Consider the following 21,343-nt stretch of genomic DNA (forward strand, 5'->3'; position numbering starts at 1 on the left):
TATAAGTTCCTGGTTGTAAATTTGAAACTGTTAAACTATTGTTGGTAAAATTATAATTAGTTCCATTTATAGTTGCCGCATACGGATGTGATGCTTGGCCTGTAATAACTATCTGACCATTGTTTTTGTTTGGACAGGTTTCACTTATAGCTGTAACTGAAAAGTTGGATGCAGGTAAACTGAAAATAGGGCAGCCAGAAGCGTTTACATTTATCCCTAACGGTGTGTTTGGACATAAATCATTGGTATCGGCAACACCATCACCATCGCTATCATCAGCAGCTGTTCCTCCACGTGGATCTAACAATTTCACTGTAGAATACATTTTATATTCTCCTGGGTTTAATGTAATTGCAGCAGTTGTATTAACTATGTTTTTTTCTTCCCCCGTAAAATATTCATACCAAGTACCTGTTTTTGAAAATTGGGTAGCAATTGATTTTGATGTGATATCAAAATTACCAACAAAAACCACATCCATTGAAGTATGTCTTAATAAAATGGATTTCGTTAATGTTCCAACATTTAAAGTAAAATTAGTAGAACTAAAAACAGGCTGCTGCTTTTTAAACTCATTTAAAGTTGCCCAAGTATTATAAATTTGTTTTCTATTAATATTGTCAAAATATTCCCATCGAACTGGTTTTCTATCAACTCTACCTGGATCATTTATACTTACATCGTAACCCAATTCTCCAAATTGCCAAATCATTTTTGGACCAGGAATTGTTAAAAAGAATAAACCAGCTAATTCTTGACGTGAAAGGGCCGTGTTTAAATCTTTAACATTGTATGTGGAATTGCTATTTCCATATTGAAGGTTTTTATACATTAAACGTTCTTCATCATGACTTTCCATATAGCCGACTAAATTTGGCAAATTCCATCCTCTTTGCTTATATGAAATCCAATTAATATCAGCATCAGTTGAAAAACCCATGGTGTTTTGGTTATAGTTATGGTTCATATTTCCCCAAAGCATAATTCCAAAGTCAGCTAATTCTTTTTCTTCAGTATTTTCAGAAAGATGTTCAAAAATTACATATGGTTTGTTTGCTGGGTTATTGCTCCAAACATGGCTTGCGTAATTTTTTAAAATTGTTATTCTAGATGCATCATAAGCACTTGCCCAATTGTCTGCTCCGTAATATAAAGTATTAGAGAAGCCTTTTGTAAAATCAAATCTAAAACCATCAATTTTATATTCATTCATCCAATAGCTTAACACATCTTTAAAGAAAGCTTTTGTATAAGTAGATTCGTGATTAAAGTCGTAACCCCAGTGTGCACTTGTATTATCCACTAAATTAGAATTTTGATTATACCATGGATTATTTGCAGCTGGTTTATTATTTATTGCATCCCAATACATTTGTAATAAAGGAGATTGACCATAAGAATGATTAAAAACAACATCGGCCAAAACGGCAATTCCTTTTTCATGACAGGCATCAACAAATTTTTTGAAATCGTTTTTAGTACCGTAAGATTTATCTAAAGCCATATACAGAGCGGGATTATAACCCCAACTCTCGGCGCCTTCAAATTCATTTATAGGCATTAATTCAATAGCGTTTACACCTAAATTTTTCAAATAATCAAGTTTAGTTAAAGCTTCAGTATAAGAATCAGATTCAGTAAAATCCCTCACAAGTAATTCATAAATTATTAAGTTGTTTTGTGATGGTTTTGTGAAATTTGAAATATTCCAAGTATAAGGAGTTTCATTTATTAAAAAGGTAGAAACATAACCTTCAGTTAAATTAGTAGGGTAGGGTTTTAAATTTGGATAATTACCCGTTTTTATATATTGGTCTGACCAAGGGTCTAATATTTTTTCAGAGTAAGGATCCGCAATTTTAATAGTGTAATCTACCAAATATTGATACGCATATTCTGTGTTAGGGTCTAATGAGTTTATAGTAATCCAAAATAAATCTGGATTTGAAATATCTTTTTTTAGTTGATATAGTGCATTGTTTTGCCAATTATTAAAATCTCCAATTAAAAATACATCAGATTTATTTGGGGCTTCTAAAACAAATGTCACCGAATTATCATTATTGATAGTTACTCCTTTTTTTGCATTTAAAGGAATTGCAGCAACTTGGGTTGGTGATTTAACATATACAGAAATTTCAGTTTCTTTTGTTTCTAAACCTGCAGTTGCTTTAACTTTTAATGTATAGTTTCCAGAAGTTGAAAAGGTATATGAAGTTGAAATAGTTTTACTATTAGTTGCTGTTTTTTTTGATACACCGTTTACAAAAATTTCAAGAGAAGAATTTATTGAAGACTCTGCAGTAATTGTTGTTGCTGAGTTTAAATTAAATACACTTCCATTTAATGGATTGGTAAATGTAACATTTAAACCTGCTTCGTATAAAGGGATAAAAATATCAGGGCTAGTTTGTTTTGATCCATCTGCAGATCTAAAAACAACACAAATTTCAGTTATTTTATTTGAAGATGCTACGTTATAAAAAGTGTACACGTCAGGTGTAATATCTAACGTATAAATATTTGCATTTGTTGTACTTTTGGTAAGTTTAGCCTTTGAGGTATTTACACTCCAATCAGCAATCACATTTTGCCACTTTTGGTTATCAATAGTAACGCCAGTATGCGCATAAATATCACCGGTAAATCCTTCTAAAGCAGTTCCAGATGTATTCAATGTCAGTTTTATAGAACTAGTAGTAACAGGAATACTTGGACTAGTAGTTACTTGTGAAAAAGTAAGAAATGGAATAATAAGTAGCAGTAATAATTTAAGTTTCATCTTTTTGTATTTATTTTTTTATATAAATAAAAGCCAGAATGTAATTCTGGCTTTTAAAAATTTATAAAAGGTTATCATTTTAAAAGACAACCTTTTATATGTTCTATAAACTTACAACGGAAATGTTTCCTTTGTTAAAGTTTACTGTAATTTTAAAATTACCACCAGTAGTTACTTTTAAGTTATTTTCATCATTTTGTTCCAAAACTTTAGTTGCAACTTTGCTTTCACCAAAATCATCTCCCCAGTTTCCAGCTACAGGTACAAATTTAAATTCGTCATTAGCACTTAAAGCTTGTGTAATTTCAAATACACCAGCTGATATTTGTGTAAATTTAGGATTTCCAGCAGTGTTGCTCCATCCGTTAAATCCACCTACTAAATATAAGTTAGCTGGAACAGCATTAATTTTTGAAACTGTATATGATAAGGTGTTATAATTAACTGCTACCACATATTTTCCAGCTGCATAACCTTTTAAGTTATCTTCATCATCTTGAACTATTCTACCTACATTGGTTTTACTTGCACCCCAGTCTCCATCCCAACTTCCATTGTTAGGTAAAAATTTGAATTCAGCTCCATCAGGTAAATCTAAAACTATTGAAAATATACCTAAACTAGCTTCAGCCATTGGTAAAGCAGCAGTATTGTCCCATCCATTTATAGACCCAACAACAAATAAACTTCCAACAGGTGTTAACTTATAGGTTAAGTTATTGTAATCTACAGTTACCAAATATTTACCGGTATATCCTTTAATATTATCTTCATCATCCTGAACAATTGAACCTGCATTATTTTTGTCTGCACCCCAATCACCATCCCAACTTCCTTGTGTTGGTAAAAATTTAAATTCAGCGCCACTTGGTAAATCTACAACAATAGAAAATGTATTTTCTCCGCTTTTAAATAAAGGTAAAGCAGTTGCATTATTCCAACCATTTATTGAGCCTACTAAAAATAAATTTGCAGGTGCCAAAATAGGTTTCATATTAAATGTAAAGTCGTTTAAATTTACACTAACTTCATATTTTCCAGCAGGATATCCAGCAATATTTTGTTCTCCTTCTTCTATTAGTTTTCCAGGATTGCTTGGATCTTCACCTAAATCTTTGTCCCAACCAGTGTTTTGAGGTAAAAATTTAAATTCATCACCATCAGCTAAATCAATAGTTATTAAGAACTCGTTAAAAGCAGTTCTTGTCATTGGTAAAGCTTCTGCAGGTGTCCAGTTTGTTAAATTTCCTACTAAAAATAGTTCTGTATACTCAATTTTGTACGGAGTAAGTAGCACAGATACTTTATTTGAAATAAAATCATTTGAAGTAATTCTAATTTCAATAGAAGCTTCACTTTCTGCAGGTATTTGTAAAACGTCTAACGCTAAAGTATTTAATTCTTCAACTGTTAAATGTAATGTCATATCTGTTGTTGAGCCAATAACAGTTGGAGCAGAAAAATCTGTTCCTGTTAAAGCAACTTCAACATTAAAAGTAGCGCCAGAACCCTTTAAGTTAGCAGAAGTCCAACTTACTGTTAACCCTGGGTTTTGTTCATTTGTATCAACAAGTGCAATTGATGATCCATCAATTGGACTATTTAAAGTAATGCCTTCTTGAGGAGGTAATATCTCAAAGTTTTCATTTTTGTCACAAGATGCAAGTCCAATGATAACAAATGAAAGCAATACTATTTTATATAAATATTTCATATTTTTTCAGTTTAAATTTACTAATTAGGAGTTGCTGTATATGTATACTCTCTTGGTTTGCTTAGATCTAATACGATATGATAGTTTCCAGATGGTTGATCAAATGTAAAATCTCCTCCAGCTTGTAAGAAGCCATCAGCATTTAAAGAACCAAATTCAAATCTACCCCATTCATTGTTTCCTCTAAACTTCCAACCTTTTCCATTCACCATATTTATATTTACAGAAAGTGTTTTTGTAGCAGCGTCATATACTAAATCAGTATCACTATCCCAACCTGTAGGTGTAGCTTCACCAATTATTCCCCAATTAACGGCTGATTCTTTATACGTTAATTTTGCAGTATCAGCTTCAATATAATAATAACCAGCTGTTGCTACAAGGTCTTTTTCGTCAGTTTCTACAAGAACGCCTGCGGTAGTTCCGTCCCAACCCCAGTCAGTATTTCCCCAGAAGAAACCTCCAGTTTCATTTGGCGCAATAAATTTATGTCCACCATCTAACCATACATATCCAGCATAATCAGTTTTTCCAAAACCTGAAGATGCTAATAAAGGTGCACTTGCAGGATCCCATCCTTGATGGTTTCCAGGTACAGCAATTGTTGGTAAATCTGTTGTAAATGGAGTTACATAAATAGTTATAGGATTAGAAACTTGTGGAGTACTTCCTAAAGAACCAATTGTAGAAGTAATTCTAATATCAATTCCATCTTGAGTAAAAGGAGCTAAACCGCTTCCTACTGCAGCACCATTTAATTCACCTACATTTAATGTTAAAAATGTATTTGTTGTTGAACTAATAGTGATTGGTTCAGAGAAACTTGTTCCTGTTTTTGCAAATTCTATTTTATAACTGATTCCTGTAGGAATTCCATAATCTGCAGAATTCCAAGTAATTGTTAAAATAGGATTTGTTTGACTTTCTTCAGGATTTAATATATAATTAGATCCTGTTTCTGGTGAAGTAATTTCACCAGCACCTATTGGTGTTATTGTAAGTTGTTCTTGATCTTCGTTATCACATGAAATTACCGTGAAAGCAAAGATTGTAAACAACAAAAATTTAAATATGTTTTTCATCTTAAATTTAATTAAATGTTAATAACCAGGGTTTTGAGTTAAATTAGGGTTCGCTGCCATGTTGTTAGCAGGAATTGGATACACATTTAAATGACTAGGTAATGCAATTCCGCTTGCGCTACCACCTTTAAATGCCCAATTATAATTTCCACCTGTGTATAATCCAAATCTTATTAAATCTTGTCTTCTGTGTCCTTCCCAATATAGCTCTCTTGATCTTTCATCAATTAAGAAAGGTAATGTTAAGTTTGAAGAAGAAATTGTAGCAGAACTAGCTCTGTTTCTTAATAAGTTTACATAATTTACTGCATCTGTCATTGATCCACCTGCTCCACCTCTTACAACAGCTTCAGCATACATTAAATAGATGTCTGCCAATCTGAACATTGGGAAATCTGTATCAACAAATGTTGGGTCAGGTCCAGCTTCTCCAGTAGAAGTTACATTCTTAAATTTAGTAATAATAAACCCAGAATCTCTATCTCCAACATCAACAATATCAGCAGTTCTTCCAGCAGTTAATATAGTATTTCTTTTATCAGTTAAAGGAACATCTCCATTTAAAAATTTATTGGCAAATTGTTTTCTAACTCTTAAAGCTCCACCCCAACCGGTTGCTCCTAATTCAGCAGTGTTACTTTCTAAACTTCCAACTTCACCATTTATAATTACTGTAGTTGCACCGTAGTTTTGAGTTACAATACCATCACAAACAAGTGGGAAAATTATTTCATTTTGACCAGCTTCGTTAAAATCATTATCGGCTAAAAAGTTATAACTATAATTAGATGCTAATTGAAATCCAGCATCAATTACTTTTTTAGTATACGTAATACATTCTGTATTTTTTTCTTGACCAATATAAACTTTAGCGTTTAAGTAAATTTTAGCTAATATTGTCCAAGCAACAGCTTTGTCTGCTCTTGCATATTCATTTTGTCTAGGAGCAACTAAATCTCCTTCAATAGCTAATAATTCTGATTCAACAAATTGAAATAATTGAGCTCTGTCATATTGAGGACCTTGATAAACTCCAACAGGATCATTTTCAGTCACAAATGCAGCTTTTCCGAATAAATCCATTAAATTATAATAAGCTAATGCTCTTAATAATCTTGCTTCGGCTCTATAAGCAACTATGTCAGTTCCAACTTTTGAAGTATGACCTCTAGCTTCTAATGCTTCAGGTGAAGATTGTCTTAAAAAATCATTTGTTAAAGCAACAGTAAACATTGCTCTACTAAAGAAACCTAATAAAATTGTATTGTTTGGTCCCCAAGTATTACGTTGAATTTCTTTTACAGCACCACCTTCATCATTTTCATATGACCAAATTGGTTCATCTGCAGCTAAATCTTGTAAATACCATAATGTTCTGGCATATTGGCTAGTTCCGGCATCAATACCTTGTAAGTTTGAAGATCCTGAACCGCTAGTTCCTGTTAAAGAAAGATTACCGTAAATTCCAGCTAAAGCTTGCTTATAAGAAGTAGGATTAGCATAAAAATCTTCAGATAAAAATTCGTCATCATCTTTTGGTATTACATCCAAATCATTAGTACAAGCACTAAGAATGAAAAGAAATCCCAAAAAGAAATAAAATTTATGTATATATTTTGTTTTCATTTTCGTGTTTTTTATTAAAATTTAATGTTAGCTCCCATCATGAAAGTTCTTGCTCTTGGATAAATTGTGTTATCAATTCCACCAAAAATTTCAGGATCTAAACCACTATAATTAGTAATTGTAAATACATTTTGAACACCACCCCATAAGTTAATACTTGATAAATCTTTATTAAATTTATTAAAAGTGTATCCAAATGTAATGTTGTCCATTTTTAAGAAAGATGCATTTTCAATAAAATAATCTGAAAGAAGTACATTACTTGTTTCAACAAAATTAGATTCTAAAACAGAAGTAGGTAAGTTTCCTAAAGCAGTTACAGCTTGTAAATCGTTGTACTGAGCTCTATCTGAATTTACGTTGTTATACATATAGTTTCCAATACTTGCTCTTAAATTAAATGACAAATCAAAGTTTTTATAATTCATACTTGATTGTAATCCCATTGTAAAGTCTGCATTCGGTTTTTTGTAAATATATCTATCGCTAGAATTAATTAAACCATCTTGGTTGATATCTGCATAAGCACCTTCAATTGGTAACCCACTAGCATCATACAATTGTTTGTAAACATAATATGAATAAGGAGAGAAACCTTCTCTGTGTAATTGAATTCTAGATCCAGTACCACCAGCAATTCCACCAACTTCAATATCTTGACCAAAAGCAAGTTGATCAATTTCTGTGCGGTTAAGGTTCACGTTGTAATTTAAGTTCCAATTAAAATTGTCATTTGAAACAACATCTGCTCCAATTGAAAATTCAACACCTTTTGAGGTGAATTGACCAATATTTTGCCAACCAGCATTACTAAAGTTAGAACCATCTGCTACAGCAACATTTGCTAATAAATCTTTAGATTCTTTTAAATAAACTTCTAACGAACCATCAATTTTGTCATTAAATAATCCAAAATCAAATGCGGCGTTGTATGTTGTAGTTTCTTCCCATTTAATATCTTCAAAACGAGATTGAGGAATTCCAACTATAATAGGAGTGTTTCCAAATATATATTGTGAAACAGCATCACCAGTTACTTGTCTGCTTAAATAAGCGTATGAAGCAGGAATATCTTGCTGTCCTGTAATACCCCAACCTAATCTTAATTTAAGTGTAGAAATAACCTTAGAATTTTTTAAGAAATCTTCTTCATTAATTTTCCACGCAATTGCAGCAGCTGGGAAATTACCCCAACGGTTGTCCTTGCTAAATCTTGAAGTTCCATCTCTTCTATAAGATAATGTTAAAAGGTATTTATCAAAGAAACTTAAGTTAGTTCTTCCAAAGAAACCAATTAATACAACATCTGGATGTGTATAAACATCAGAAACTGCATCTGGATCTATGGTATTTCCAGTATTAAAGTCTTCTCCTTGAAATTTTTGGTAAGAATAACCTGCAGTAGCTTCAACATTTACATTTCCTAATTCTTTATTATATACAAAATAAGCATCTAACAACGTGTTTTTTCTTTCACTTGTATAATATGAGGCTGAACCTAAGAATGGTGTGTTAATTGCAGTTCTAAAACCATTAATACTTTGGTCAGATAAAATATTTGAACCATTTCCTGTCGATCTGTCATAACCTAAGTTTAAAACAGCTCTTAACTCAGGTAAGAAATTAAATTTGTAATCAAATTCAAGATTTCCAAATAATCTATCGGCAATACCAGAATTATTTCTTTGCATTAAACTAGCAACAGGGTTTCTTGGAGCGTTGTTTGGCTCACCTGCTGTATGGTATTCAAAGAAACCGCCAAAAGGAGAAGTAGCATCATATACTGGTTGTGTTGGGTCAAAATATAAAGCTGAACCTTCAACACCATCTGCAAATCTGTTTTTCTCAGAACTTACATTTGCGTTAAAATTCACTTTTAAACTTTCATCAAAAAAAGTTGGATTTAAGTTTAAAGTTACTGAGGTTCTTTCAAATTTTGATGTTTTACGTAAACCTGGTTGTTGTGTATTACCAAAAGATAACCTTGCAGGCATATTTTCTAGTAAAGCACCGCTTAAAGATATGTTTTGGTCAAATGTAAATTTTTCTTGATAAATTTCATCTTGCCAATCAGTATTTGCATTACCTAATTGATCAATGCTTACTCCAGATTGACCAGCAGCAACTCTATCAGCAACTAGTGATCTAAATTCATCTGCACTAAATACATCAATTTTATTTGCTAATGTTTGGTAACTTGTTTTAAAGTTTACATCAACCTGAAAAGTTTGTTTCCCTTTTTTAGTTGTTATAATTATTACACCGTTTGACGCTCTAGAACCATAAATTGCAGTAGAAGACGCATCTTTTAATACAGAGAATGACTCAATATCATTTGGGTTTATTGAAGCAAGAATAGAAGTTGATCCACCTACAGTTGTATTTGAAATAGGTAATCCATCAATTACAATTAAAGGATCATTGGATGCACCTAAAGATGAGCCACCTCTAATTCTAATTGTACTTCCTCCACCAGGAGCACCATCACTAGTAACATTAACACCGGCAACTCTACCAGTAATTAAACTAGCTGGAGTTACAATATTACCTTTGTTAAAGTCTTTTTCAGTAACGGCAGATACAGAACCTGTTGCATCTTTTATGGTAGTACTACCATAACCAATTAAAACAATTTCATTTAATGTTTCAGTGCTTTCTGTTAAAGCAACATTAATAGTTTTGTTGTTTCCAACAGTTATTTCTTTAGTGTTGAATCCTACAAAGGAAAACACTAATACGTCTCCTGCTTTAACATTGTCTATTGAATAGTTTCCGTCAAAATCAGTTGCTGAACCTCTAGCAGTTCCTTTAATTATAACGCCAACTCCAGGTAATGCTGTATTTCCTGTTGCTTCTGTAACTTTTCCAGTAATAGTTTGTTGACCAAACATAATAATAGGAACGAGAAGTATGACGTTAAACAAAAAAATTCTAAAATTTTTCATCTATTTTAAGTTAATTAATAATTAAGGTTTGTTTAAAAAATTGTACTATTTTATTACATTTCACACTGTGAAGTTAAGTATTTAACATATAATTCACACTATTTATAAAGTTACGCAAACGTTTTCGTGTTTATAACTTTTTAACTCTAACGTTAGAGTTGTTTAACTTTTTTTTAACTTTTTTTTTAAAATTTATCAATTAAGCGTATAATAGTGATAATTTAGAATTGAAATAAAAGGTATTGACCTATTAATTTCGGTTTCTATAATTTATAATATTATATTTGTAGCACACAAAAAGTCTTAAAATAAAATATGAAGCCCAGAATAACTTTAAAGAAAATAGCAAAAGAATTTGGAGTATCAATATCAACGGTTTCTAAGGCATTGAAAGACAGTCATGAAATTAGTGAAGATGTAAGAGAGCGAATAAAAGCTTTTGCAGATTTTTACAACTACAAGCCAAATAGTTTAGCACTTCAATTAAGAAATCAAAAAACATCTGTAATTGGTGTTATTGTTCCAGAGATAGTACATCACTTTTTTTCAGAAGTTATTGATGGTGTTGAAAAATACGCAAACCAAAAAGGGTATAATGTAATGGTGTGTATTTCTAATGAAAGCTATAATAAAGAGGTGTCAAACATTAGCGTTTTAACCAATGGAAGTGTTGATGGGTTAATTATTTCCATAGCAAGAGAAACACAGGAAACTCAAAATTTTAAGCATTTTGAGGATTTAATTAAAGATGATTTTCCTTTAGTTTTATTCGATAGAATTATTGAAGACTTACAATGTGATAAAGTAATTATTGATGATGTTGGAGGTGCTTATAAAGCAACTGAACATTTAATTGAAATAGGATGTAAAAAAATAGCATTATTGACTACTCAGGATTATGTTTCGGTGGGTGCTTTAAGAAAAGAAGGATATTTAAAAGCTTTGGTGGCCAATGGTGTTACTATTGATGAGTCTTTGATATATAAAATTGATGATTCTAAAAATTTATACGATCAAATTGAACTATTAATAAATGCGTCTAATTCACCCGATGCAATTTTAGCTGTTAATGAAATATATGCCGCAAATGCGTTAAAAGTAGCCAAGGAAAGAGGGTTAGAAATACCTAATGATATTGCTATTATTGGTTTTACAAGTGGTTTAATTTCAGAATTTACATCACCTCCTTTAACTTCAGTTGTGCAACATGGTTTTTTAATGGGGCAACATGCTGCGGAACTCCTAATTAATAGAATAGAGCATACAGGACCTGAAGATTTTCAAAAAGAAGTGATTTCTACAAATTTAAAAATTAGAAAATCTACGCTTAATTAAAGAAAATCCTACAAATAAATCAGTGAATATTGCCTTAGTACGGTAATTTTTATAATTTTTTTTTGAATAACTCAAAGGTTATAGTACTGAATATTAGATTTTTTAGGAATAAAAACTCAACTCAAAAAAATAAAAGTTAAATATAAATTTATATATTTGTCTGGTAAAAGTAATTTTACAACTACTATTTTTCACACTTCACACAAAATAATGTTTAAAGCATTTCGCTTTAAATCATATTAATATTTTAGACTATTATTAATGAAAAAACAGAAACTAAGTTTCTGGGATATCTGGAACATGAGTTTCGGGTTCTTAGGAATTCAAATGGGTTTTGCTTTGCAAAATGCCAATGCCAGTAGAATATTACAAATATTTGGTGCAGATGTTCATGAATTATCATGGTTTTGGATTGTAGCTCCTTTAACAGGACTAATTGTTCAGCCCATAATTGGATATTATAGCGATAGAACTTGGACGAGGTTAGGAAGAAGACGTCCTTTTTTTTTAACAGGTGCTTTATTGGCTTCAATGGGATTAATTTTAATGCCAAATGCCGATATGTTTACAGCATTTATGCCAGCTTTATGGGTTGGTGCAGGAATGTTAATGATTATGGATGCTTCGTTTAACGTTGCAATGGAGCCGTTTAGAGCTTTAGTTGCAGATATTTTACCATCAGATCAAAGAACTTTAGGTTTCAGTGTCCAAACAATTCTTATTGGTATTGGAGCTGTAATAGGTTCTTGGTTACCATATGTTTTAACAAACTGGTTTGGTGTTTTAAATGAATCTCAACCTGGAGAAGTTCCAACAAACTTATTATTATCATTCATAATTGGAGCTGTTGTTTTAGTTACCAGTATATTAGTTACGGTATTTACAACAAAAGAATATTCTCCTGAAGAAATGGCTCAATTTCAAACTGAAGAGGAAGAAATTGAAGAAAAAGAATCTAGCATATTTGATATTTTTACGGATTTTAAGAAAATGCCATTAACAATGAGACAATTGAGTTCTGTTCAATTTTTCTCTTGGTTTGGTTTATTTGGCATGTGGGTATTTTCTACTCCAGCTATTGCACACCATATTTATGGCTTATCATTAGATGATCACGGAACTCAATATCAAATTGCAGGAGATTGGGTTGGAATCTTGTTTGGAGTTTATAACGCAGTATCAGCGGTATATGCATTCTTTTTACCTGCCATAGCAAAAAAAATAGGAAGAAAATTAACACATGCGGTTTCATTGGTTTTAGGTGGATTGGGCTTAATTTCAATTTATTTTGTACCAAATGAAAACTGGTTGTTCTTATCTATGTTTGGTATTGGTATTGCTTGGGCAAGTATTTTAGCAATGCCTTATGCCATTTTAGCTGGTTCTATTCCTGCTAAAAAAATGGGTGTTTATATGGGAATTTTCAACTTTTTTATTGTGTTGCCACAAATTATTAATGCTTTAATTGGTGGTCCAATGGTAGAATATTTATATAGAGGTAATCCAATTTATGCATTAGTTTTAAGTGGCGTTTCACTTTTAATTGCAGCAGCATTAGTAGTAAAAGTAAAAGATGTTGATGACGAAGTAGTAATAAAATTATAAAAATGAAAAAAGAAATAGCATTTATATTTGATTTAGATGGTGTAATAGTAGATACCGCAAAGTATCACTTTTTAGCTTGGAGAAATTTAGCAAATTCATTGGGTTTTGAATTTACCGAAGAACATAATGAATTGTTAAAAGGAGTCAGTAGAGTTCGTTCTCTAGAAATTTTATTAGAAATTGGAAAAGTAGCATTAACAGAAGAGGAAAAACAGCCTTTATTAATTCAAAAAAATACAGAGTATTTAGAATATGTTAATAAAATGACCGCCGATGAAATTCTTCCAGGTATAAGTGATTTATTGGATTATTTGGACGCCAAAAAGATTAAATACGCATTGGGTTCAGCAAGTAAAAATGCTCCCTTAATATTAGAAAAAGTGGGGCTTTTAAATAGATTTACAGCTTTGGTGGATGGAAACGATGTTTCAAAAGCAAAACCAGATCCGGAAGTATTTTTAATAGGCGCTCAAAAATTACATATGAAACCAGAAAATTGTATTGTGGTTGAAGATGCCATTGCAGGAGTTGAAGCTGCAAATGCAGCAAATATGGTTAGTATTGGAATTGGTGATGCTGAATTATTAAAGGAAGCTACTTATATACTAAAAGATACTACTGGTTTTACAAACGATTTTTTAAAAAATCTAATCAATTAGAAAAATGAACAAGAATTATATTATTCCTAATGAATGGGCCATTATTGAAGAAGGTTTTGATGTTGAAAATGTTGAAGCTTCAGAAAGTTTATTTAGTATAGGAAATGGGTCCATGGGACAACGAGCTAATTTTGAAGAAGATTACTCAGGGAAAACCTTTCAAGGAAGTTATATTGGAGGAATTTATTATCCAGATAAAACACGTGTTGGTTGGTGGAAAAACGGCTATCCAGAATATTTTGCTAAAGTTTTAAATGCACCAAATTGGATTGGAATTCACATTCAAATTAACGCAACTAAATTTGATTTAAATGTTTGCGAAATTTCAAATTTCAGAAGAGAGCTAAATATGAAAGAAGGCTGGTTAGGTCGTTCTTTTAATGCAACGCTTCCAACAGGTGAACAAATTCAAGTAAATGCAAAACGTTTTATTAGTGTAAAATATAACGAAGTTGGAGCTATTGAATATTCAATAAAAGCTGTAAATTTTTCTGGAGAAATTACGTTTTCACCATATTTAGATGCTGGTATTGAAAACGAAGATTCTAATTACAACGAATATTTTTGGGAAACTTTAAAAATTGTTGAAGGCACAAATAATGGTTGCATTTTAGCAAAAACATTAAAAACAGAATTTAATGTTGCAACAGCAATGGAAGTTGATTTTGCAATAAATGGTAAACAAGTTTCTTCAAATCAAGTTACAACTATTGAAGAAAAATCGTTAACCTATACTTATAAATTAAAAGTATCTCAAGGAGAAACAGCTACAATTTATAAATTCGCATCATATGTAAGTTCTTTAAATTATGAAAAAAGTGAATTGGTTAATGCTGGTTTAAAAAATGTTTCTGAAGCAAAATCTTTAGGTTTCAATCAATTATTTGAAGATCAAAAGCAATCTTGGGGAACTATATGGGAAACTGCCGATATTATAATTGAAGGAGATATTAAAGCTCAACAAGGAATTCGATTTAATATTTTTCAATTAAATCAAACTTATATGGGAACCGATGCACGTTTAAACATTGGTCCAAAAGGGTTTACTGGCGAAAAATATGGAGGAAGTACTTATTGGGATACCGAAGCATATTGCATACCATTTTATATGGCAACTAAAGATGCAAGTGTTGCTAAAAACTTATTAATGTACCGTTACAATCAATTGGGGAAAGCTATTGAAAACGCACAAAAATTAGGTTTTAAAAACGGAGCTGCGTTGTATCCAATGGTTACCATGAATGGTGAAGAATGCCATAACGAATGGGAAATTACTTTTGAAGAAATTCACCGTAATGGAGCAATGGTCTATGGAATTTACAACTATGTTAATTTTACGCAAGATTTTGATTACGTTGTAAAAAACGGCATAGAAGTTATGATTGCTATTTCTCGTTTTTGGCATCAAAGGGCTAATTGGTCAGAAGCTAAAAAGCAATTTGTAATTTTAGGTGTAACAGGTCCAAATGAATACGAAAACAATATAAATAACAACTTCTATACCAATTATTTAGCAAAATGGTGTATTGAATATACAGTTGAATGTTTAAATAAAATTGAAGAAAAATATCCACAAGATTTTAAACGAATTGTTGCCAAAACAAATTTGTTAGGTGAAGAAACCTATAAATGGATAAAAGTTGCAGACAATATGTATTTTCCTTTTAGTGAAGAGCATAATGTATTCTTGCAACAAGATGGATTTTTAGATAAAGAATTAATTCCGGTTAAAGATTTACCAAAATCTGAACGTCCAATTAATCAAAAATGGTCTTGGGATAGAATTCTGCGTTCTTGTTATATAAAACAAGCCGATGTTTTACAAGGAATGTTCTTATTTGAAGATAAATTTAAATTAGAAGAAATTGAACGTCATTTCGATTTTTATGAACCATTAACTGTTCATGAATCGTCATTATCACCTTGTGTACATTCAATTTTAGCAGCTTCAATAGATAGAATGCCAAAAGCCTACGAGCAATATTTACGTACTGCACGTTTAGATTTAGATGATTATAACCACGAAGTTCACGAAGGTTGCCACATTACAAGTATGGCAGGAACTTGGATGAGTGTAGTGCAAGGTTTTGGAGGAATGCGTGTTTGGGAAGATGGTGTATTATCATTTAATCCACAAATTCCAGCAGAATGGAAATCGTACTCGTTTACAATTAATTTTAGAGGAAGTGTATTAAAAGTTTACAAAAGTCAAACCGATTGTAAATTTTACAATGAATCTGAAAAAGAACTTAAATTGATGCTTAATAATAAGGAAGTTATAATTCCTTCAAACCAACTTTTAACAGTTTAATCAAACAATCCTGTAATTTTTATCATTGTAAAAAGTTGCAGGATTTTGTTTTAAAACAGCAAATTAAATGAAAGAAATTAAATTCTTTTTAATCTTAATGTTTTTAGGATTAAATATTTACGCACAGAAAATAGATAAAATTGAACCTCCATATTGGTGGGTAGATATGAATCATAATCAATTAGAAATTATGATTTATGGAAAAGATATTGCTAAATATAAACCAACAATTGCAAATGAAACAATTCAACTTGTTGAGGTAAAAAACACTGAAAATGATAATTATTTATTTTTAACGGTAGATCTTTCAAAAGCAACAGTAGGCAATTTTACAATTGATTTTGCTAGAGCAGGAAAAAGAAATAATTTCTCTTATAATTACGAGTTAAAACAACGAAAAGAAAATTCGAAAAACAGAAAAGGTTTTGATAGCTCAGATGTAATTTATTTAATTACGCCAGATCGTTTTGCAAATGCTGACACTTCAAATGATGTGGTAAAAGGATTACGCGAAACTAAAGTAAACAGAAAAGATGACTATGGTCGTCATGGAGGTGATTTAAAAGGTATTACAAATCATTTAAACTATATAAATGAAATGGGTTTTACGGCTATTTGGCCAACTCCAGTTTTAACAAATGATATGAAAAATAGTTCATATCATGGATATGCGATGACAGATTTATATGAAGTAGACCCTCGATTTGGAACCTTGGAAGATTATATTACTTTATCAAAAAAAGCCAATGAAAAAGGCATTAAATTAATTATGGATCAGGTTGAAAATCATATTGGTGGTGAGCATTGGTGGATGAAAGATTTACCATCTAGTAATTGGGTAAATTATCAAAAAGAATATGTAGAAGGAAACACCGTAATTACAAACCACAGACGTACAATCAATCAAGATTCTTATGCTTCAAAAGCTGATAGTAAATTAATGAATGAAGGTTGGTTTGTTTCTTCAATGCCAGATTTAAATCAAAAAAATCCATTGTTAGCAAAGTATTTAATTCAAAATAGTATTTGGTGGATTGAAACTTTGGATTTAGGAGGAATACGTCAAGATACTTATCCGTATCCTGATAAGGAATTTATGAGTAATTGGGCAGGAGCAATTATGGCTGAATACCCAAATTTTAGTATTGTAGGTGAGGAGTGGAGCACAAATCCATTATTGGTTGCCTATTGGCAAAAAGATGCTGAAAATAAAGACGGATATCGTTCTAACTTAACTTCATCCATGGATTTTCCAATGCAAAAAGCGATTGTAGATGGTTTAAATGAAGACGAAACTTGGGGTACTGGCTTGGTAAAAATATATGAAGGTTTGGCAAATGATTTTTCATATGCTGATCCAGAAAATATAATGATTTTTCCAGACAATCATGATATGAGTCGTATTTATACGCAACTAGGTGAAGATGCTTCAAAAACTAAAATGGCATTGGGATATTTATTGACTTTACCAAGAATTTCTCAAATTTATTATGGAACCGAAGTTTTAATTAGTGATGCTGCAAAACCAGGTGATCACGGCTTAATTAGAACAGATTTTCCTGGAGGTTGGAAAGGTGATAAAGTAAATGCATTTACTGGTGAAGGATTAAGTAAAAATCAGGCTGAAATGCAATCTTTCCTAAAGAATGTATTAAATTATAGAAAAAATAGTGAAGCCATTCATAACGGAAAAACGATTCATTTTGGGCCGGAAAAAGGTGTTTATGTATTGTTTAGAATTAAAAATGATGAAATTGTAACGGTTATTTTAAATAAAAATCAAAAAGAAATAAACTTAGATTTAACTCGATTTATTGAAATTGGTTTGAATGGTAAAAAAGTTAAAAATATAAATACTTCAGAAGAATTTACTTGGAACAACTCTTTAAAACTTAATGACAAAGGAATTTATATTTTAACTACAAAACTATAAATGATGCGTTTTTTTAAAGAAATATTAGTACTAAGTATTTTGTTGGTGTTATTTTCTTGTAAAGAAAAACAACAAATAACAGCCGTAAGTACTGCAGTTAAATTTTCCAAATTTAATGGGAAATTGGCTTCTGGAACCTTAAAACTTATAGATAGTTTTCCTTCAAAATTTGTGCGTCCTAGAACTGTTGCCGTTTGGTTGCCAAACGGATATTCTGTAAATGAAAAATATGCAGTAATGTATATGCACGATGGACAAATGTTGTTTGATGCAGCAACTACTTGGAACAAACAAGAATGGAAAGTAGATGAGATTTTTACTGATTTGGTAAATTCTAACAAAATTAAAAATGCCATTGTTGTAGCAATTTGGAATCATCCGGATATTAGACATTCCGATTATTATCCTCAAAAACCTTTTGATTTATTGCCGCAAAAATTTAAAGATTCTATTTTTTCCGAAAGTCAAAAACAGTTTGGAACTGCTTTTAAAGGATTGCAATCGGATAATTATTTAAAATTTATTGTTGAAGAGGTAAAACCATTTATAGATTCAAACTTTTCAGTTTATAAAAACCCAGAAAATACAACTATTGCAGGTTCAAGTATGGGCGGATTAATTTCAATGTACGCAGTTTGTGAATATCCAAAAGTTTTTGGCGGAGCAGCTTGCTTGTCTACACATTGGATAGGTTTTATGCCTCAAGAAAATTCGGTAGTTCCTGAATCATTTTTTAAGTATTTAGAGTTAAATTTACCTTCACCCAAAACACATAAAATTTATTTTGATTATGGATCAGAAACCTTGGATAAATTTTATTTACCATATCAACATCGGGTAAATGAGGTGCTAACTTTAAAAGGTTTTGACAGTTCCAATTCAAAAAATTTAAAATTTGAAGGGCACGATCATTCTGAAAACTCTTGGAGTCAGCGATTTCAAATACCAGTTGAATTTTTATTAAAAAAATAATTCTAAATGAAAAATTTAAAATTGATATTCCTTTTTGTATCGTTCAGTTTTTTTCTGAATGCTCAAAATTCTGAAAGAAAATTTGAAGGAGTTACAAAGCATCATACTTTTGTAGAAATTAAAACAAATGATGGGTTGTACAGATTTCAACCATACGGAAATGAAATAATTGAAACTTCATTTATTCCAAATGGTGAAAGTTTTTCTGAAAATTCTCACGCAGTAGTTCTAAAGCCAAAATCGGTTAAAATGGAAATTATTGAAACTTCCAATGTGACCGAAATTAAAATGTTGGATATTTCTGTAAAAATAACTCATGCTCCATTCCAAATATCATATTATTATGAAGGAAATTTATTGACTTCAGAAAAAAATGGTTATTCAAAAAATGATGAATTTGAAGCGTTAGATTTTAATTTAACCAACGATGAAATTTTATACGGTGGTGGCGCTCGTGCTTTAGGAATGAACCGAAGAGGCAATCGTTTGCAATTATATAATAGAGCACATTACGGGTATGAAACGCATTCGGAATTAATGAATTTTACCATTCCGTTAGTGTATTCTTCAAAAATGTATGCCATTCATTTTGATAATGCGCCAATTGGCTGGTTAGATTTGGATAGCAAAAAAAACAATACTCTTACATATCAAACAATATCTGGTAGAAAAACCTACCAAATAATAGCTGGTGATGATTGGGAAGAATTGGTGGAAAATTATGTGAGTTTAACAGGATTTCAACCATTAATTCCACGTTGGGCTTTGGGTAATTTTTCAAGCAGATTTGGATATCATTCTCAACAAGAAGTTGAAAATACCATTGCAAAATTTTCAGAAGAAAAAATTCCTGTTGATGCTATTATTTTAGATTTATTTTGGTTTGGGAAAGAGATGAAAGGAACAATGGGAAATTTAGAATTTCATAAAGATTCGTTTCCTAATCCTGAAAAAATGATGGCTAATTTAAAAGCAAAAGGAGTTAAAACAATTTTAATAACGGAACCTTTTGTGTTAACAACATCTAACAAATGGGATGAAGCTGTTAAAAAGGATATTTTAGGAAAAACCAAAGATGGAAAACCATACACCTACGATTTTTACTTTGGAAATACGGGAATTATAGACATTTTTAAACCTGAAGGAAAACAATGGTTTTGGGATATTTATAAAAGTTTAAACAATATTGGTGTTGCTGGTTGGTGGGGAGATTTAGGAGAGCCTGAAGTGCATCCGTCAGATTTATTACACGCAACGGGAACTGCAGATGAAGTTCATAATATTTACGGCCACAATTGGGCTAAATTAATTTTTGAAGGCTACCAAAAGGACTTTCCAAACCAGCGCCCGTTTATTTTAATGCGCGCAGGTTATTCAGGTTCTCAGCATTATGGAATGATTCCTTGGTCTGGAGATGTCAACAGAACTTGGGGAGGATTGCAATCGCAAGTTGAAATAGCGTTGCAAATGGGAATGCAAGGTTTAGGTTATATGCACTCAGATTTAGGTGGTTTTGCAGGTGATAATTTAGATGATGAATTGTATACGCGTTGGCTTCAGTATGGCGTTTTTCAACCAATTTATCGTCCACACGCACAAGAAGAAGTACCTTCTGAGCCTATTTTTAGAGAGCAAAAAACAAAAGCGTTAGCCAAAAAATCTATAGAATTACGCTATAGTTTGTTGCCTTATAATTACACACTTTCCTTTGAAAATAATCAAAAAGGAACGCCTTTAATGCGTCCTTTATTTTTTGAAAACACATCAGATAATCAGTTGTTTATTAACGATAAAACGTATTTGTGGGGAAATGATATTTTGGTAAGTCCGGTTGTGAAATCAGGATTACAAGCGCAAGAAGTAACTTTTCCAAAAGGCTCAAATTGGTTCAATTTTTACACTGATGAAAAAGTTGAAGGCGGACAAACAAAAACTGTTCAATTATCAACAGAAAGCATTCCAACATATATTCGTGGAGGTGCTTTTATTCCAATGATTAAAACAATTCAAAATACTTCAAAATACAGTTTAAATAATTTCGACTTACATTTTTATTTCGATGAAACTGTTATAGAAAGTGAAGGGAAATTATATAATGATGATGGTGAAACACCAAATGCTTTTGAAAAAGAAAATTTTGAAATTATCAATTTTGAAAGTGAATACAAAAAGAATTATTTGACTGTTGAATTTGAAACAGAATTAGGTAAAAACTATACATTTTCTTCAAAAGAAATAACTTTAATAATTCATAATATTTCAAAAAAACCGAAAAAAGTAAAAGGTTATAAGTTTACTTGGAACGAAGAAAAATCAACACTTACAATTCCAGTTTCAATGCATAAAATATCAGAAAAAACACTTAAAATTAAATTCTAA

12 protein-coding genes are annotated in these 21,343 nt (G+C 31.1%); 7 read left to right on the forward strand and 5 right to left on the reverse strand.

Annotated elements, in window-relative coordinates; translation table 11 throughout:
* The 5 genes from JEY78_RS14130 to JEY78_RS14150 all read right to left on the reverse strand — a co-directional run.
* Window positions 1-2,782, reverse strand: a 2,782-nt coding sequence (locus tag JEY78_RS14130; RefSeq protein WP_291852744.1) for an alpha-amylase family glycosyl hydrolase, incomplete at its 3' end; no start/stop codon positions are given.
* Between the two features lie 103 nt (window positions 2,783-2,885).
* Complete coding sequence (locus tag JEY78_RS14135; protein ID WP_291852747.1) at window positions 2,886-4,496, reverse strand: SusF/SusE family outer membrane protein; 1,611 nt, start codon at window positions 4,494-4,496, stop codon at window positions 2,886-2,888.
* Window positions 4,497-4,516: 20 nt separating this feature from the next.
* A complete protein-coding gene (locus JEY78_RS14140) occupies window positions 4,517-5,578 on the reverse strand; it encodes a SusE domain-containing protein (protein WP_291852749.1) in 1,062 nt (353 codons plus the stop codon).
* Window positions 5,579-5,596: 18 nt separating this feature from the next.
* Entirely contained in the window at window positions 5,597-7,204 is a 1,608-nt protein-coding gene (locus JEY78_RS14145; protein WP_291852752.1) for a RagB/SusD family nutrient uptake outer membrane protein, read from the reverse strand.
* Window positions 7,205-7,218: 14 nt separating this feature from the next.
* Window positions 7,219-10,149, reverse strand: a complete 2,931-nt coding sequence (locus JEY78_RS14150; protein WP_291852755.1) for a SusC/RagA family TonB-linked outer membrane protein — start codon at window positions 10,147-10,149, stop codon at window positions 7,219-7,221.
* A gap of 315 nt (window positions 10,150-10,464) precedes the next feature.
* Here JEY78_RS14150 and JEY78_RS14155 point away from each other — a divergent pair, with 315 nt between their 5' ends.
* From JEY78_RS14155 to JEY78_RS14185, 7 genes are all read left to right on the forward strand, one after another.
* Window positions 10,465-11,484 carry a LacI family DNA-binding transcriptional regulator gene (locus JEY78_RS14155; RefSeq protein ID WP_291852759.1) on the forward strand — a complete coding sequence of 340 codons (1,020 nt, stop codon included), beginning with the start codon at window positions 10,465-10,467 and terminating at the stop codon, window positions 11,482-11,484.
* 261 nt (window positions 11,485-11,745) lie between these two features.
* Window positions 11,746-13,089 (forward strand): MFS transporter, encoded by a 1,344-nt coding sequence (locus tag JEY78_RS14160; RefSeq protein ID WP_291852762.1) that lies wholly within the window; start codon window positions 11,746-11,748, stop codon window positions 13,087-13,089.
* A 2-nt stretch (window positions 13,090-13,091) separates the two neighbouring features.
* A complete protein-coding gene (gene pgmB, locus JEY78_RS14165) occupies window positions 13,092-13,748 on the forward strand; it encodes a beta-phosphoglucomutase (RefSeq protein WP_291852765.1) in 657 nt (218 codons plus the stop codon).
* Window positions 13,749-13,752: 4 nt separating this feature from the next.
* The gene (locus JEY78_RS14170; RefSeq protein WP_291852768.1) at window positions 13,753-16,059 is read left to right on the forward strand and encodes a family 65 glycosyl hydrolase domain-containing protein; all 2,307 of its coding nucleotides are present in this window, start codon (window positions 13,753-13,755) and stop codon (window positions 16,057-16,059) included.
* A 67-nt stretch (window positions 16,060-16,126) separates the two neighbouring features.
* Window positions 16,127-17,992 (forward strand): glycoside hydrolase family 13 protein, encoded by a 1,866-nt coding sequence (locus JEY78_RS14175; protein WP_291852771.1) that lies wholly within the window; start codon window positions 16,127-16,129, stop codon window positions 17,990-17,992.
* The gene (locus JEY78_RS14180) at window positions 17,993-18,964 is read left to right on the forward strand and encodes an alpha/beta hydrolase-fold protein (protein ID WP_291852774.1); all 972 of its coding nucleotides are present in this window, start codon (window positions 17,993-17,995) and stop codon (window positions 18,962-18,964) included.
* Between the two features lie 6 nt (window positions 18,965-18,970).
* Window positions 18,971-21,343 carry a TIM-barrel domain-containing protein gene (locus JEY78_RS14185; RefSeq protein ID WP_291852777.1) on the forward strand — a complete coding sequence of 791 codons (2,373 nt, stop codon included), beginning with the start codon at window positions 18,971-18,973 and terminating at the stop codon, window positions 21,341-21,343.

It is taken from the genome of Lutibacter sp. (assembly GCF_016342705.1).
In the GTDB taxonomy this organism is placed as follows: Bacteria; Bacteroidota; Bacteroidia; order Flavobacteriales; family Flavobacteriaceae; genus Lutibacter.